Source organism: Candidatus Magnetobacterium casense, from assembly GCF_000714715.1.
GTDB lineage: Bacteria > Nitrospirota > Thermodesulfovibrionia > Thermodesulfovibrionales > Magnetobacteriaceae > Magnetobacterium > Magnetobacterium casense.
In genome coordinates, this window is record NZ_JMFO01000036.1 from 14,289 (window position 1) to 30,482 (window position 16,194).

At 49.3% G+C, this 16,194-nt stretch carries 16 protein-coding genes and 1 pseudogene; 10 read left to right on the forward strand and 7 right to left on the reverse strand.

Going from position 1 to position 16,194, the window contains the following annotated elements; all coding sequences use genetic code 11:
- Nucleotides 1-9 precede the first annotated feature (9 nt).
- The gene (gene waaF, locus Mcas_RS14045; protein ID WP_156033393.1) at nucleotides 10-1,557 is read right to left on the reverse strand and encodes a lipopolysaccharide heptosyltransferase II; all 1,548 of its coding nucleotides are present in this window, start codon (nucleotides 1,555-1,557) and stop codon (nucleotides 10-12) included.
- Nucleotides 1,558-1,859: 302 nt separating this feature from the next.
- Between waaF and Mcas_RS14050 the strand changes: the two genes are divergently transcribed.
- The 6 genes from Mcas_RS14050 to Mcas_RS14080 all read left to right on the forward strand — a co-directional run bounded on the left by Mcas_RS14050 (nucleotide 1,860) and on the right by Mcas_RS14080 (nucleotide 6,928).
- The gene (locus tag Mcas_RS14050) at nucleotides 1,860-2,741 is read left to right on the forward strand and encodes a hypothetical protein (RefSeq protein WP_156033394.1); all 882 of its coding nucleotides are present in this window, start codon (nucleotides 1,860-1,862) and stop codon (nucleotides 2,739-2,741) included.
- Nucleotides 2,742-3,394: 653 nt separating this feature from the next.
- Nucleotides 3,395-3,796: a TM2 domain-containing protein gene (locus tag Mcas_RS14060; RefSeq protein ID WP_040336183.1), complete on the forward strand. Its 402-nt coding sequence runs from the start codon at nucleotides 3,395-3,397 to the stop codon at nucleotides 3,794-3,796.
- A 482-nt stretch (nucleotides 3,797-4,278) separates the two neighbouring features.
- Nucleotides 4,279-4,554, forward strand: a complete 276-nt coding sequence (locus Mcas_RS14065; protein ID WP_040336184.1) for a hypothetical protein — start codon at nucleotides 4,279-4,281, stop codon at nucleotides 4,552-4,554.
- Between the two features lie 215 nt (nucleotides 4,555-4,769).
- Nucleotides 4,770-5,231 carry a RidA family protein gene (locus tag Mcas_RS14070; protein WP_040336185.1) on the forward strand — a complete coding sequence of 154 codons (462 nt, stop codon included), beginning with the start codon at nucleotides 4,770-4,772 and terminating at the stop codon, nucleotides 5,229-5,231.
- Nucleotides 5,232-6,557, forward strand: a complete 1,326-nt coding sequence (der, locus tag Mcas_RS14075; RefSeq protein ID WP_040336186.1) for a ribosome biogenesis GTPase Der — start codon at nucleotides 5,232-5,234, stop codon at nucleotides 6,555-6,557.
- Between the two features lie 14 nt (nucleotides 6,558-6,571).
- Nucleotides 6,572-6,928 carry a DsrE family protein gene (locus Mcas_RS14080; RefSeq protein WP_040336187.1) on the forward strand — a complete coding sequence of 119 codons (357 nt, stop codon included), beginning with the start codon at nucleotides 6,572-6,574 and terminating at the stop codon, nucleotides 6,926-6,928.
- Nucleotides 6,929-7,014: 86 nt separating this feature from the next.
- On the opposite strand, the gene rapZ is transcribed toward Mcas_RS14080, so the two are convergent.
- The 6 genes from rapZ to Mcas_RS14115 form a co-directional block, all read right to left on the reverse strand.
- Nucleotides 7,015-7,872 (reverse strand): RNase adapter RapZ, encoded by an 858-nt coding sequence (gene rapZ, locus Mcas_RS14085; RefSeq protein WP_040336188.1) that lies wholly within the window; start codon nucleotides 7,870-7,872, stop codon nucleotides 7,015-7,017.
- A 15-nt stretch (nucleotides 7,873-7,887) separates the two neighbouring features.
- Entirely contained in the window at nucleotides 7,888-8,412 is a 525-nt protein-coding gene (gene hpf / locus Mcas_RS14090) for a ribosome hibernation-promoting factor, HPF/YfiA family (protein WP_040336189.1), read from the reverse strand.
- A 64-nt stretch (nucleotides 8,413-8,476) separates the two neighbouring features.
- Entirely contained in the window at nucleotides 8,477-9,907 is a 1,431-nt protein-coding gene (gene rpoN / locus Mcas_RS14095) for an RNA polymerase factor sigma-54 (RefSeq protein WP_040336190.1), read from the reverse strand.
- Nucleotides 9,907-10,098, reverse strand: a complete 192-nt coding sequence (locus Mcas_RS14100) for a hypothetical protein (protein ID WP_040336191.1) — start codon at nucleotides 10,096-10,098, stop codon at nucleotides 9,907-9,909. Before Mcas_RS14100 ends, rpoN begins: the two co-directional genes overlap by 1 nt.
- 429 nt (nucleotides 10,099-10,527) lie before the next feature.
- Complete coding sequence (locus tag Mcas_RS14110) at nucleotides 10,528-10,848, reverse strand: helix-turn-helix domain-containing protein (RefSeq protein WP_040336193.1); 321 nt, start codon at nucleotides 10,846-10,848, stop codon at nucleotides 10,528-10,530.
- Nucleotides 10,845-11,189, reverse strand: coding sequence for a type II toxin-antitoxin system RelE/ParE family toxin (locus Mcas_RS14115; RefSeq protein WP_040336194.1), 345 nt, complete (start codon nucleotides 11,187-11,189; stop codon nucleotides 10,845-10,847). The genes Mcas_RS14110 and Mcas_RS14115 overlap by 4 nt, the downstream gene beginning before the upstream one ends.
- Before the next feature lie 251 nt (nucleotides 11,190-11,440).
- Here Mcas_RS14115 and Mcas_RS14120 point away from each other — a divergent pair, with 251 nt between their 5' ends.
- The 4 genes and pseudogenes from Mcas_RS14120 to Mcas_RS14135 form a co-directional block, all read left to right on the forward strand.
- The gene (locus Mcas_RS14120) at nucleotides 11,441-12,883 is read left to right on the forward strand and encodes a radical SAM/SPASM domain-containing protein (RefSeq protein WP_040336195.1); all 1,443 of its coding nucleotides are present in this window, start codon (nucleotides 11,441-11,443) and stop codon (nucleotides 12,881-12,883) included.
- Between the two features lie 77 nt (nucleotides 12,884-12,960).
- Entirely contained in the window at nucleotides 12,961-14,946 is a 1,986-nt protein-coding gene (locus Mcas_RS17095) for an FG-GAP repeat domain-containing protein (RefSeq protein WP_052567502.1), read from the forward strand.
- Between the two features lie 227 nt (nucleotides 14,947-15,173).
- Nucleotides 15,174-15,818, forward strand: coding sequence for an SIR2 family NAD-dependent protein deacylase (locus Mcas_RS14130; RefSeq protein WP_040336201.1), 645 nt, complete (start codon nucleotides 15,174-15,176; stop codon nucleotides 15,816-15,818).
- Nucleotides 15,819-15,916: 98 nt separating this feature from the next.
- Nucleotides 15,917-16,194: pseudogene (locus Mcas_RS14135) on the forward strand (hypothetical protein); the annotation flags it as partial.

Sequence of the window (16,194 nt, forward strand, 5' to 3'; positions counted from 1 at the left end):
ACAACGCCTCTACGTAATCATTGCATGTAACTGGTCAAGACTGGTAATTGTATCCACCCCCTCAACGGTCAATGAATGCTTTTCGTTGAGCAGAAATATCGGTCGTGCCCCAACGGCCTGCGCAACAAGCATATCGGTATTTGAATCACCCACAAAGAACGACCTCTTCAGATCGATTCCGTGCTCTGCACGCGCCTTGTACAGCATCCCGGGGGAGGGCTTTCTGCAAGGACAGTGACTGTCGGGATGGTGCGGACAGTGGTAGAAGTCGTCAAAGCCATAGTTGTCGCAAAATGTTCGGTTCACCGCCTCTGCAAACTCCTTCTTTATAAGTCCGCGGGCAATCCCGGATTGATTCGATATGCCAATCATCATGTAGCCCTTTGACTTAAGCCTTCCGAGATATTCCGTCTCCGGGTAGACGTTGAAGTCCTCAAACCTGCTCAGGTAGTGGGCGTCCCTGCAGAGGGTGCCGTCTCTGTCGAAGAACACCGCCCGTTTATCAGGCAGGAGTGCCCTGACCTCTGCCAGGACCTCATCGGGGGTAATATCGGTCATGCACTTGATGTCCGTCTTTTTGCACGTCCGCTTAAAGCACGGCGAGCACGGCAACTTTTTCCTTATGACGGAACTTCTGAAGCCAAAGTGCAGGTCTCCTGAGCACTGCGGCGGACCGGTGATGTCCGGGTCGGTTGAACCGAAGATAGCCACAATGGGTGTGCCCACGCTGTAGGCAACGTGCATGGGGCCGGAGTCGTTTGTCACCAGGAGATCACACTCCGATATGCAGGCGGCCAGTTGTCGCAGTGTCGTTTCGCCACAGAGGTTGAGGAATGTTTCGGAGGTCAACAACTCCGCCCCCGAAGCAGCCAGGTCATCCGTTATATGTTGCGCTAGCCACAACTCTTCACCGGAACCAAAGAGCACCACACTGCCACCAATCTGCTCTATGACCCCTCTGACGACACCGGCAAAGTGAGCCGTCGGCCATCGCTTGGCCGAACCATAGGAGGCACCAGGGTTGATGCCAATGATCGGGTGTCGCAGGGCAGAGAGGGTCTGCCGTCCCTGGAGTCGTTCCTCGTGCAGGAGGTATGTCCAGGGCAGGCTGTATGGGGCGTCAACGCCAAGACGCTCCAGTATATGGAGGTAGTATCTGATCTGGTGCAATCGCAGGGTTTCGGCCTTGACGGGGATGCCCTTTGTCAGCAAAAATCCCCTGGCGTCCCGGTCATAGCCGACCCTCTCGCGGATACCGGCAAGGAAGGCTATGATGGCAGCATCAAAGGCGTTTTGCAACAGTATGGCAAACGTGTACTTGTCTGCCTTCAGGGCATTGGCCAGCTTGACCCTGCCCAAGATGTCTCTGTGACTGTCCTTGTACTCGATCAGGGTGTGTACGTTTGGGTCTTTGCTAAACAGCGGCAGAACCCTGCTGTTGACCAGGAGGGCTACCTCGTAGTCAACAAAGGCATCACTCAACGCCTTGATTGCGGGCATGGTCATAATCGCGTCACCTATCCAGTTGACGCCTCTTATCAATATCTTACAGGACACTGTGACATTATGACATAACAGCACGACATAATAAAAGGGGGGTAGGGCAATCGCATTTGACCGGAATAAAAAAAGAAAGAGGGACTTGGTAGCACGGTAGCACCACAATCAACCGTGGTTGTCAGGATTTAAGCCACATTTATTTTTTCGTAGCATGGCATTGTTACTGTGCTTAAGCGATGTGACCACGCCGGAATGGAGTGCTACCGTTTTAGCCCTGCCCACTTTTTTTTCATAGTTGCAGCACGGCTATGGGATATGCTATTGTAAATGTAGAAGATTATGAAGGGATAATGATAGCGATGCCAATTTTATTGGAATCAAGGGTTGACAACTTAGAGATGCTCATGGCAGAGGTGATAGAGCTTTGCAGGGAGTTGAAAATCGAGGCAAGAGAGCTGAAGCTTGAGGCAAGAGAGCTGAAGATTGAGGCAGCGGAGCGAGATCGAAGGTTCGAGGAGTACATTCGACAGGAGAAGGAAGAACGGGCGGAGCGAGATCGGAGGTTCGAGGAGTGGCTTAAAAAGGATAAAGAAGAACAGGCGGAGCGAGATCGGAAGTTCGAGGAGTGGCTTAAAAAGGATAAGGAAGAACAGGCGGAGCGAGATCGGAGGTTTGAGGAGTACATTCGGCAGGAGAAGGAAGAACGGGCGGAGCGAGATCGGAAGTTCGAGGAGTGGCTTAAAAAGGATAAGGAAGAACGAGAGCAACAACGTAAGGCGTTCGAGCGGCAAATGAATAAAACAAGCGCTGATAATGCCCAATTGCTTGGCACTCTTGTTGAGAACATAATAGCTCCTGGAGCAAAACCCTTGATAAGGCAATATTTTAAATGTGAACCTCTTGATTTTCGTGTAAGGGCCAGTAAACAAGGAGGCGCTAATAACTGTGAGGTTGACATCTTGATCATCTCTACGGACAGTGCCTTCATGATAGAGGTAAAATCCAAGCCTGACGGCCGGGATGTAAAGAAGATACTCGCCAAGGCAGAAATACTGCCTACCTTTTTCAGCGACTGCGTCGGGAAACAAATAATCCCTATGCTGGCAAGTACTTTTGTTGATGATAACATCATTGCATATGCAACAAGGAAGGGGCTGCATGTTGTCGCATACAGACAGTGGGAGTACCTGGACATCCTCAATTTCGATGCCATAAACGAAAAGAACAAAGACACACGGTAGTACCACAATCAACAGTGGTTGCCGGGATTTAAGTCACTTTTATACCTTCATCATATGCCACGTTACTGTGCCCGAACAATGTACCCACGTTTAAAACGGAGTGTTACCATTTGCTGTGGCAACTCTTGAAAGACAGGTTGACAAAAATTCTGCTATAGTGTTACACTGCTGTATGAATAAATACAACAGAGAGAGCGTTATAGGGCAGTTTTCAGGGGTGCTTCCTGCGCTCACAAGTCACAAGTCACAAGTCACAAGTCACAAGTCACAAGTCACAAGTCACAAGTCACAAGTCACAAGTCACAAGTCACAAGTCACAAGTCACAAGTCACAAGTCACAAGTCACAAGTCACAAGTCACAAGTCACAACTAAGTCTACTTCTTCCATCTTATTTTGTCAATAGATATCTTTTCGTTTTCCGCTTTTCACCGTACCTTTTAAGCTACATAGGGAAGGCCAAATCTCCAGAGATACCGTTGCACAACAATGCAACGGAGCTGGAAGCAATGTTTCAGGTAAGGGATGTGAGTTTACAAACAAAGACAGATGAAGACGCAAAGACAAAGGGACATGTAATAGCTGATAATGCCCCTTACAATAGGTCTATTGCAAGAGGCTCATACTAAATAAAAATCAAATTTTGGAGGTAGCAATGTATTGTAGAAGCTGTGCTAAAGCAATTAACGAAAATGCTGTAATATGTGTAGGCTGTGGTGTTTCGGTAGGTAAAGGAAATAATTTCTGCAATCAATGTGGTAAAGAAACAAATTCTTTAGCAGAAATATGCGTTCATTGTGGAATCAGACTAGCGAACACAGGTGCAAAATCGAACACAGGTGCAAAATCAAAAATGGTTGCAGGTTTTTTGGGTTTGTTTCTTGGCGCTTTTGGTATTCATCGGTTTTATATGGGATATACAAATATAGGTGTCATACAAGTTATAGTTACTATAGTCACATTTGGTGCCGGTGCTCTTTGGGGTTTTACAGAGGGTATCTTGATTTTTACCGGCACAATAAACAAAGACGCAAATGGAATACCTTTAGTTGATTAATGATACTGAGAAATTCGGCACCCTTCAAAAATCGGTTAACACTGTGGTCAATCCATGGCTGGAGAGGTATCTTGTATCTCAACAACGGGTGCATAAATTTTTGGTGGCGAGGCAAAATATCTAACTCCTTGCAAATCGGCATATAGCCTGTAAGAAGCGACCGCAGGGAGCGTGGGGTCAAGGGGGCCGTGGCTCCCTTGTGGGTGGGTCTGAGGGAGAACAAAGCCTTCCCTTCTTTCTCTGTAGTGCACGCAATTGAAGCACTCTGCAAGTTTGGTTAGAGGTGTTAAATAGGGCGGGGGCCACCGTATAAAGCAGCAAACCTCCCTATTAAAAATAAAAATCATGCCATCACTACCTCTGCAGGACTACCAGCTCCTGGAGCAAAACCCTTGATAAGGCAATATTTTAAATGTAAACCTCTTTATTTTCGTGTAAGGGCCAGTAAACAAGGAGGCGCTAATAACTGTGAGGTTGACATCTTGATCATATCTACGGACAATGCCTTCATGATAGAGGTAAAATCCAAGCCTGATGGCCGGGATGTAAAGAAGATACTCGCCAAGGCAGAGATACTGCCTACCTTTTTCAGCGACTGCGTTGGGAAACAAATAATCCCTATGCTGGCAAGCACTTTTGTTGATGATAACATCATTGCATATGCAACAAGGAAGGGGCTGCATGTTGTCGCATACAGACAGTGGGAGTACCTGGACATCCTTAATTTCGATGCCATAAACGAAAAAAAACATAGATAAAGACACTTCCCTACCTATAGACACAAGCAGTTAGGCAGGGCTTATGGAACTCTTCGTTAGGTTGAACACACAATCAGGGAAACCCTTGACCCCTTCCTGCACAACCTTGATCTTTAAACATAAAGACTTTAAAACATCTGACAATATGCTAAAATAAGATTGTAGTGATTTTTAGGATACGCATGACTTATGACAGAGAATATTTGGAGGTCATCATGAGCATAGACAACGAATTAAGCAGGCTTGGCATAGAGCTTCCGCAGGCGCCGAAACCATTGGGGTCCTACGTCCCATGTGTGCAGGTGGGCAACCTGCTCTTTATCAGCGGGATACTACCCCTGTGGGAGGGCAAACTCCTGGCAGAGGGCAGAGTTGACCTTGATGTCAGTGTTGAGGCGGCAAGGGAGGCGGCAAGACAGACCGTCATAAACGCACTGTCGGTGATACGCGGCTACCTCGGTGGCCTTGACACCCTCAGGCGGTGTATACGGTTGACCGGTTATGTCAGCAGTACCCCGGGGTTTTTCAGACAACCTGATGTGTTAAATGCAGCAAGCGACCTTTTGTATGAGCTTATGGGTGAGCGTGGGCGACACACGAGGGTGGCAGTGGGCGTTGAGGTGTTGCCTTTAAACTCCCCCATTGAGGTAGAGTTTATCTTTGAGGTAGGGGCGTAGATGGCAAGACCGATCATTGCCATAGTGGGACGACAGAACGTGGGTAAGTCCACGCTCTTTAACAAGATAGTAGGGCGTCGCAGGGCCATCGTGGAGGACTTCCCCGGGGTAACGCGTGACAGGCTCTACGAAGACGCCCGGTGGGAAGGGACTGAGTTCACCGTCATTGACACCGGCGGCATAGTCATCGGCAGCGACGACGAGTTGATCGACCAGGTGCGCCAACACGCCATCGAGGGCATAGAGGAGGCCGACCTGGTGATACACCTGCTTGATGGCAAGGATGGCCTCACCCCCTTGGACCATGAGCTTACCGAAACCCTTCGCAAGTTTGACAAGACCGTCCTGCGTGTGGTCAACAAGATAGACACGCCGCGGGCAATGGAGCGGTTGTATGACTTCTTTGGCATAGGGGATGCGCTTGTGCCCGTATCGGCTGAGAGCGGACTGGGCTTTGATGACCTGATGGATGAGTGTGTGAGGTTGCTCAGTGCCAGTGCGAGGGCGCAGACGCCAGCGGTTGCAGAGAAAGAGGCTGCCGTTGCAAAGGTCGCCATCGTGGGCAGACCCAATGCCGGAAAATCCACGCTGATAAACGCCCTGATAGGCAAACAGCGGATGATCGTTGACGCCGTGGCAGGAACAACGAGAGATGCCGTGGATTGCCCCTGCACGTACTATGGCAGGAGGTACACGCTCATAGACACGGCAGGGATGCGCAGAAAGGGTAAGGTTGTTGTTGACGTGGAGCGGTTTTCGGTCTCGCGCACACTCAGGGGCATTGAACGGGCGGATGTCGTGGTGCTGCTCATAGACGCCGTCGAAGGAATCGTGGAGCAGGACAAGAAAATCATAAACTTTGTAGACAGAACCGGCAAGGGGCTTATCATACTCCTCAACAAGTGGGACCTGATACAGGACCCCGAACCGGTGTTTAAGATATACATGGATGAGATGGAGCGAGAGCTTGGTTTTGCCTCATACGCCCCGGTGGTGACCACGTCGGGGTTGAACAGGAAGCGCATCACAAAGATATTCCCCTTGATAGACGAGGTAGTATCTGAGCGTCAGTACCGTTTCAGCACAGGTCTCTTAAATCGCCTGGCAGGGCAGATAAACAGCACCCTGTCTTCGCACAGGGGCAGACAGACGCGCGTGTTGTACATGACGCAGGTGGGGATAGAGCCGCCTCAGTTTGCCATATTTGCCAACTATCCGGAGGCCATAAAGCAAAACCACGTGCGATACATTGAAAGTATCATCAGGGAGCAACACCCCTTTAAGGGTACACCGGTGCGGGTGTTTATCAAAAAACGAACAAGATAAGAGAGGAAACACAGATGGAAAAACTGAAAGTAATCTTTCACGTCAACGAACCGGAGAAGTGGGAGGTAGCCCTTGGCAACGTCACCAATCTGCTCAGGGATGTCAGTCCGGATAAGGTTGAGGTCAGGGTGCTGGCCAACGGGCCCTCCATATCGGCCTTTGCGGATGAGGCCAGGTTGTCTGCGATGCAGGGGCTGGCTGAGGCCGGGGTAAAGTTTCTGGCCTGCCGCAATTCGCTGAACAAGCTTGGGTGTGCCGGTGATGTGTGCATAAACCCTGAGAATCTGCCACCATACATAGAGGTTGTACCCGCCGGCATCACAGAGCTGATCAAGAGACAGGCCGAAGGGTTTGCATACGTTAAGCCGTGAAAGAAAAGTAAACAACGGGGAGGACTCTACCCTCCCCTCAAACTCTCTGTTTGCAAGGGCACCGGTTCTCCTTTATGTCAAGTTACCTAAATATCTCTGTGTATCAGTTCCACGGTTAGGTTGTTGTGTTTGACGAACTCCACAAATTGTTCGGCTATTGTTGGTGCCCGATGCCGTCCGCCTGTGCACCCTACCGCTATGGTCAGCGTGGTCTTGCCTTCTTTGATGTACCTGGGTATGAGGAAGTTAAGGAGGTCTTTCATCTTTGCGAGATACTCCACAGTGTCCTGACTGTTAAGGACAAAAGCCCTGACGGGTTCATCCTTGCCGGTAAGGGGTCTGAGATCATCGACAAAGTGTGGATTTGGCAGAAACCGGACGTCCAGAAGCATGTCCACGTGCTGCGGTATGCCGTACTTGAACCCGAAGGAGAGCACCGTCAGACGCATCGCATTTGAGACAAGTCCGCCAAAGTTCGCCGCAACGAAGTGCCGCAACTGATGCGGTGAATAGTACGACGTATCGGTTATCACGTCTGCGGCATCGCGCAGGGGCTTCAGGAGGGATGCTTCCAGTTCAATGGCCTTGTTTATGTCACCATGAGCCAGTTGCATCAACGGATGTGGCCTGCGCGTCTCCTTGTACCGTCGAAGCAGGATATCCGTCTCTGCCTCAAGAAACACCACGCTTAGGTTGAACATCTGTCGCAATTTGAGGATTATCCCGTCAATGCCTCTGAGGAAGTCCTTTTCCCTGATGTCTATCCCTATGGCAATCCTGGTTGTCTCCTCGTTGGCAGTGGTAATCGTAAGGAACTCGTCAATCAGGGATGAGGGCAGGTTGTCTACACAGAAGTAGTCATTGTCCTCCAGCGTTCTGAGCATCACGGTCTTGCCGGCACCGGATAGCCCGGAGACGATTATCACACAGGGTTTGGGATTCATAACATATCCGTGAGTTTATTTCACCGGCTCTATGAGACCGTAGTCGCCATCTTTTCTGCGGTAGATAACGTTGATATCACCGGTCTGCTGGTTTGTAAAGACGTAGAAATCCTTGTCAATGAGGTCCATCTGCATGGCGGCCTCCTCAGGGGGCATGGGCTTCATGTCAAAGCTCTTGCGTTTGATTATATTGCCCGGTTCTCCGACGGGTTTTGTCAGCTCGGAGAGGTTTGCATCCTTGGTTGTGCCCTTGCGCTTGGATTCGAGTTTTTCCTTGTGTTTTTTTATCTGCCGATCTAGCTTCTCTATGACATCGTCAATGGAGGAGTACATCTCTGCCGTAATTGACTCGGCCTGTATGAGCATGCCATTTGACCTTATGAGCACTTCGGCCTTGTGACTGAGTTTCTCCACCGAAAGGGTCACCGATGCCTCGGAATCGCTAGTCAGTATACGTTCAAATTTCTTTATCTTGCTATGTGCATAGTCCCTGATTGCCGTTGTGACCTCTATGTTTCTTCCATATACCGTAATATTCATAACACCTCCATGTTGGTTTTTAATATCGATTCTCTTGTCCTCTGTTGCCTTATAGCCACGGTTGTTAATCCGTTATCTTTCTTTGTGTGTGTGATGGGATTCTCAGTTCCTCCCTGTACTTTGCCAGAGTTCTCCTGGCAATTTTGATATTCTGACTCTTGAACATCTCCACTATTTTGATGTCCGTCAAGGGGTTTCTCCTGTCTTCCTCGGATATGATTTTCTTAATGAGTTCCTTGACCGATGTGGATGAGACATCACCATCTTGGCTGCTGAGTGAACTACTGAAAAAATACCTGAATGGAAAGACCCCATGGCCGCACGAAAGGTACTTGTTCGACGTCACACGACTGATGTTACTTTCGTGCATACCGATATCCTCGGCTATGACCTTGAGGTTGAGGGGTTTGAGGGATTGTACGCCACGTTCAAAGAAGTCCGTCTGGAACTTCAGAACGCTTTCTGTTACTCTGTAGATGGTCTTGTTTCTTTCATCGAGGCTCTTCATAAGCCAGAGTGCAGACTTGTACTTGTCCAGCATGAACTGCTTGTCCTCCTTGTCGAGGGCCTTTTTGTTTTGCAACAGTTCCCTGTACATGCTGCTTATGCGTATCCTTGGTATGTGTTCGTCGTTGAGTATTATCCTGTAAAAATCGCCAACCTTATCGATAAAGACATCGGGGACGACGTAGGCTATCTGTGAATTGGAGTAATTTCTGCCCGGCTTTGGTTCCAGTCGCTCAATGACCCTGACGGCGGCAATGACCTCCTCCACGCCCACCATGTACTGTCGTGCGATGGCATGGTACTTCTTTTTTTCGAGGTCAACGAGGTTGTTGCAGACCATACTCTCTGCAATGGTGCCCTCCAGGCCCAAAAACCGCAACTGAATCAACAAACACTCCTGCAGGTCCCTGGCACCCACCCCGTGGGGATCAAAGGACTGCACCAGGGCGATGGCCTTCTGCACCTTGGCGGCACTGACGTTGAGCAACGCAACAAGCTCCTTGACCGTGGCACACAGGTAGCCGTTTTCATCTATATTGCCGATGACCATTTCGGCCAGCTCACGCAACTCATCGGAGGCATTACAGAACCGCAACTGCCACTTGAGGTGATCGGTGAGATCAGAGGTCGTGGTTAAGAACGTCTCAAATCCAGGTTTTTCGACCATCCCGCTGTTGAAGTATCCGAGGTCTCTACCATCGCTGCTGCGTTCCTCAAAGTAGTCGTCCACCGAAAACGTGGTCAGAGTATCCGTTGTTATTTCGGATTCTACGCTGTCGTTGGTGGTTGCGGCCTCGACAACCTGTTCCTCGCCCTGCATGACCTCCTCTTGATGTTCTTCCAGAAACGGGTTTTCGGTCATCTCCTGGTTGATGGCCTGAGTCAGCTCCAGTTGTGGTAGTTGCAGGAGTTTGATAGCCAACTGGAGTTGCGGGGTCAGGACGAGCTTTTGAGTCAGTCTGGCTTCTAATCTGGTTTCCAGTGCCATTATCGCGTAAACTCCACGAAGAAGAGCTTGCCGTTAAGCGTCATACGGCTGCCCCTTAAGGTGCCCCCGGTATTGGAGGTCCGTGTTTGTATGTTAAAGTCCCACATCACGTTATCAGATTTTATCCCATAATCCTTGTTTAAAGCTATCACCTCAGCATCGAGGTTGCCCCCCAACGTCGTAGAGACCATCCGGGGCGTTGACCGCAAAACCCACGTCGGTGAGCTTGTCCGCCATCACAGGCATTTTAGCCTTTTTGGGGGTGTTCTGTCAAATGCACCGTTCCCACTGTGGAGCGCTGCACCGTTACAACACCAAAGGGTAGTGTCGAACCCTTCAAAAACAATACCATGCAAGCCCTGGTCATGTTTAATTTTATCACGAATGGAAAGTATTGGCAATCATTAATATTACAGGAGGGAAAGAAAAGTGGGATACCACTCCTGTCAAGCGTGGTCACATCGCTCAAGCACAGCAGCAACGCCTACTATGAAGATATAAAAGTGGCTTAAATATTGGCAACCACGGTGGTTCAGACATTTTTAGTTGCAAAAATTGTAAGCGGGCTTCGTTCCGGCTGCCCCTGGTGGCCGATAAGAGTGTTTGTGTTCGGTTATCGCTTAGGCATGTAATCCTTTTTGCAAAGAAGGACGTGATGTAAAGGTGACGTTTATCTCTACATCCTCGTCGAGTTTGCCAAGTATTGTAATCATTCTGTCGAGCGTAAAGTGCTGGAGCCGCGCATTTCGGATGCGTGAAAACTCCGAATGTGACACACCTGTTAGCCTTTCGGCTTCGCGTGTGGATAGCCCACGTTCATCAAGCGTTTTTATAATCTTTGCTGCAAGAATAGCTCGGGCTTGCTCAACATCAGCGTTGGGGTGGCCAAAGTCACGGAACACGTTACCGCTACCGCGTATCAATTCAAAATCGTCGTTCATTGTAGAGCCTCCTTCAATCGTTTTAAGCGTTCACGGATAAGGTCAACCTCCATTTGCGGCGTTTTAATGTCTGTCTTTGATTTTTTCTGAAAGGCGTGGATCACCCAAATGTCCACGCCGATCTTTACGGCATAAAGGACACGAAAGGCTTCGCCTCGATGTTTAATCGCTATTTCAAAAACACCGCCGTCAACACCTTTGAATGGCTTGGTATTATCCGGTTTGCTGCCTTCGGCGGCTATCGTAAGCGCTCTCAACATGCCGACCTGCACGTCGTCTGGAAATTCCTCGAACTCTTTACGAGCCGCTCTTATCCATGAAATTAGTCGTGTGTCTTTCATTGCTATATGTTGACATATTTATCACCATTTTGCAATCTCTTTTTTTAGCCCCCCGACCTTCATAGTTTTGCCTAATGTTCGCCCTATTTGGCAGGCCGGAAAGCGGCGTCAATGCTGAAATAAGGTTTTGGACATGAGAATTACTGCGACAAACAGCGATAACTTGTGTTTCAGCTTTATGTGCTGATATACTATGACATGATGGCGGTAAACAGATGTACTTGACCGGGCGTGTTGCAGGAGGCTAAAATATGAATGTCTTATCCAGACTCAAAACCCTCATGACAAAGGCAAGAGTCAATGAACGCGCAATCTCACAACTATACACGGCATTCTCACTTCAGCCACGACACCGCGCCCTTGACCCTCAATCTCTATGGCGGTTCCACGAGGCAATCACTGCAAGTCCAGCCATCGGAGATGCCCTGCTGGAGGCCGCCACCGGCACGGACAACACCGGCCTGCTCCTGGCTGCCGCTGAGACCTGCATCGTAGGAGCTAAATATGACAGGGCCATTGACATGCTCGAACACGCACGGCGCCTCCAACCACAAGACCTCCGCATCACGGACTCGATATTCAGGGCAAGACACTATAAAACAACCGGTACCCCCACCAAGCCAGGCCATGAGCTGGCGGCTTATTTCTGTTTCTTTCCGTTTGTGTACCTGAGCCTTACACGAGGGGGTGGTTGCTACTGCTGTTGTTCCAGTTGGCTACCGACATCAATTGGCAACGCCTACTACAACGACTTTAACGCTGTTTGGAACTCTCCCGCCATAGAGGCCATAAGGGCGGGCATTATAGATGGTTCGTTTGCGTTCTGTGACAAGATGTCTTGCTACATGATAATGTTAAGACTACTGCCTGCCAGAGATTCGCTTACTGCCTACATTAATGACAAGGTTCAATCCCTTGCCCCTGACATCAGAGAACACATACGTTGCACCGCCTCGGAGATACCGGCTATGGGGACGGTTATGCCCGTGAGACCATTTTTCATAAACCTCGCCAACGACCCCGTCTGTAACCTCTCCTGCCCATCCTGCCGACAAGACAAGATAATCCCCGATACCGCCGAACTCCGCCAGATAGAAGAGGCAACCGACAACGTGGTCATCCCGCTGCTGAAAACGGCGGCAGTGGTTGAACTAAGCGGTGCAGGCGACCCCTTTGCCGGCAGGTCGTCCATGAGACTTCTGACTGCAATCAACAACAACGACTTTCCGGCCCTGAAGCTCGTCCTGATGACCAACGGCAACCTCCTGACCCCTGAACTCTGGCAACGTTTCAGAAACCTCGAAGGCCGGGTTGCAAGCATCAACATCTCCATCGACGCCGCAACGCAACACACATACAGCCTCCTGCGCAGGGGCGGCGATTTTAACACCGTCATAGCAAACGCACGCTTTGCAGGCCAACTCTACGGCCAGGGCAGGATCGGAAACCTCAAACTGTGCTACGTCATACAGAAGGAAAACTTTACGGAGATGAAGGACTTTATCGCCCTGGCACGGAAAATCGGGGCATCCCAGGTACACTTCCAGAACCTGGCCAACTTCACATTCACACAACAACAGTATGCCGACAAGGCCGTACACCTGCCCACTCACCCACTGCACGCACAACTAATGGAAATCATCAAAGACCCTGTATTTGACGACCATATGGTCATCCTGGAGGCCAGGGGATAGCAAACAATAGGATTGACACAGAGCGTTTTTTTTGTTAGAATAATCATCAATAGGGTTTATAAAAAAAGGAGGATTTTATGAAAAGAGTTAGTAATAAGCATGTCAGTCAGAGACGGTTGTTTATTGTGTTTCTGTTGGTGTTTACGTGCCTGTCGTTAGTCATTGTAAGCCATGACGTGGTCTTTGCGGCAGCCCTCAACCCTGCACCACCTGCAAGCACAGTAAGGCTTGTCTTTGTACACCACTCCGTAGGGCAGTACTGGCTTACCAACAGCAATATAGACACGGCTCATAACGGTGGACTGGGTACGGCGCTACGTGACAACAACTACTTCGTCAGCGACACAAACTATGGCTGGGGACCAGGAGCCATCGGTGATCGCACGGACATCGGCAACTGGTGGGAGTGGTTTCGCGGCTCTCAAAGCAGCACCTTCATGACTGCCCTGTACAGCCTCTCTGAGCAGAACTCCGAGTATGACCGGCTTACGACTACTCCTGCCGGTGAAAACGAAATTGTCATGTTCAAGTCGTGCTTTACCAACTCCATACTCACCGGAAGCACAAGCGACCCCGTACCTGCAATAAGCAATAATCCTCTGGCCGGTCAGGGCGTTGATTCCGGCTACATGACGATTGCTAATGCCAAGGGGATATATATCGACATCCTGGAGTATTTCAGGACACGTCAGGACAAGCTCTTTGTTGTGATCACTGCCCCGCCGCAGATCGACCCCACATATGCCGCCGCCACCAGGGCATTTAACAAGTGGCTGGTCAACGATTGGCTTACGGGCTATCCCTATCACAACGTAGCCGTCTTTGACTTCTACAACGTCCTGACGACCAACGGAGGCAGCGCCAACACAAACGACCTCAACTCCGCAAGCGGCAATCACCACAGGTGGTACAACAATGCCATTGAGCACAAGACAGACGGCGACAATGACGCAGACCCCAACGTCCTGGAGTATCCAAGCGATGACGACCATCCCTCCCAGGCCGGTAACCTCAAGGCCACGGCTGAGTTTGTCCCCCTGCTGAACATCTACTACAACTGCTGGAAAAACACCGGCGGATGCCCCGGTGGTACGACCCCGACACCCACTCCCACGCCAACATCAACGCCTACGCCGACTCCCACGCCTACGCCAACTCACCAGGGTACACGGGCAGACTTCAACGGCGACGGTAACAGCGACATCCTCTGGCAAGACACCTCCACAGGGCAGGTGGTCATCTGGTTGATGAACGGTGCAGCAATATCCGGTGTTGGTTCTCCTGCCACGGTTTCAGACCCGAGCTGGCTGATAAAGGACGTGGGCGACTTTGACGGCAACGGCAAGAGCGATATCCTCTGGCACAACAACACCACCGGCGATGTGGTCATCTGGACGATGAATGGCGCCACGATAGCAAGCGCCGGATTGCCCGCCATAGTGTCAGACCCCAACTGGCATATAAAACACGTGGGCGACTTCAATGGCGACGGCAAAACCGATATCCTCTGGTACAACACCGGTGCAGGTTACGTGGCTATCTGGTTGATGAACGGTGGCGTCATTGCCGGTGGCGGTATCCCTGCCATTGTCGGCGACTTCAACTGGCAGATTCAGACCGTTGGGGACTTCAATGGCGATGGCAATACGGACATCCTCTGGCAGAACACCTCCACGGGTCAATTAATCGTCTGGCTGATGAATGCTACCACCATAGGCAGTCAGGGTTCTCCGGGGAGTGTGCCCACTGAGTGGAAGATAATTGACACCGGAGATTTTGACGGCAATCACACCGATGACATTCTGTGGCAGAACAGCTCTACCGGACAGGTGGTTGTCTGGTTTATGAACGGCTCAACGGCAGCGAGCTACGGGTTGGTGGGCACGGTTACAGCGCCATGGCTGCTTAAAGGCATCCGTGACTTCAACGGTGATGCCAGGGCCGATATCCTGTGGCAGAACAGTTCCACCGGGCAGGTGGCCATCTGGCTTATGAACAGCACCACAATTGCAGGCGGCGGTATCCCTGCTGCCATAATGCCACCGTGGGAGATAAAGTATTAGCCCCAACCACCATATAGCAAGTAAGACAAGGGTAAGAAGGCACACAAACAAAGAGAAAGAAGGGGGCGGCTCTGCTTCTTGGCGCTCCAGGTCGCATCTGGCCCCCTTCAGAACCCCCCGCAAGGGGAGGGGTGAGGCACCCCGGCCAGAAAGAAGTCCCCTTGACCCCTTCCTGCGAAACCTTTTACCATATAAATATTATGAGACGTTATGGAGGTTAAATGCTTATGAGTATAGATAAAAAGGTTCTTATACGAGAATTTGTAAAGGCGATAGAAGAGAAAAATGCAGCTATTTTTGCCGGAGCCGGACTGTCAATACCGGCAGGTTTTGTAGATTGGAAGGGTTTACTACGCCCAATTGCAGATGAGATTAAACTTGATGTAGAAAAAGAGTGTGACCTGGTTGCAGTAGCTCAGTATTGTATTAATAATAGATGTGGAAACAGAGGTTTTATCAATCAAATGCTGATTGAGGAATTTACCAAAAAAGTATCTGTTACTAAAAATCATAATATACTTTCAAAACTTCCAATTGATACCTACTGGACTACTAATTATGATAAGCTGATTGAAAAAGTCCTTGAAGAAAATGGAAAGACAGTTGATGTTAAAATCACTCAGGATAATTTGGCAACCAATAAACCAAAACGTGATGCTATTGTATACAAAATGCACGGTGATGTCGATCAAATTGCAGATGCTGTTATCTCTAAGGATGATTATGACGTATATAACCTGAAAAGGCAATTATTTACTACAACACTTCAAGGCGACTTAGTTTCAAAGACTTTTTTGTTTGTAGGCATCAGCTTTGATGACCCTAATATTGATTATATAGTATCCTCTTTAAAAAGCATGGTAGAGGGTTAGCAGAAAAATAATTATTGCAAAATAGTTCAAGAAGTGATAGACTGTTATATATGAATCAAAGAACAATAGAATCAAAGATGGAGGGACTAAACATCGATATGGAGAAAGTAGATGTTGAAGTCAAAAATGGCATTTATTTGCTCTATAACCTTATAGAGGATATATCCTCTACCAACAGAGACCTCCAAGTTGAAAATCAGAAGTTAAGGGATGAGATCAATCGATTAAAAGGGGAGCAGGGAAAGCCTGATGTTAAACCGAAAAACAATGGCAATAAAGAAGGCAACAATGACATTTCATCTGAGAAAGAGCGTAATGATGATAAAGAGAAGGATAAGAACAAAAGGAATAGAGAGCCAAAAATAGGAAAGATTAA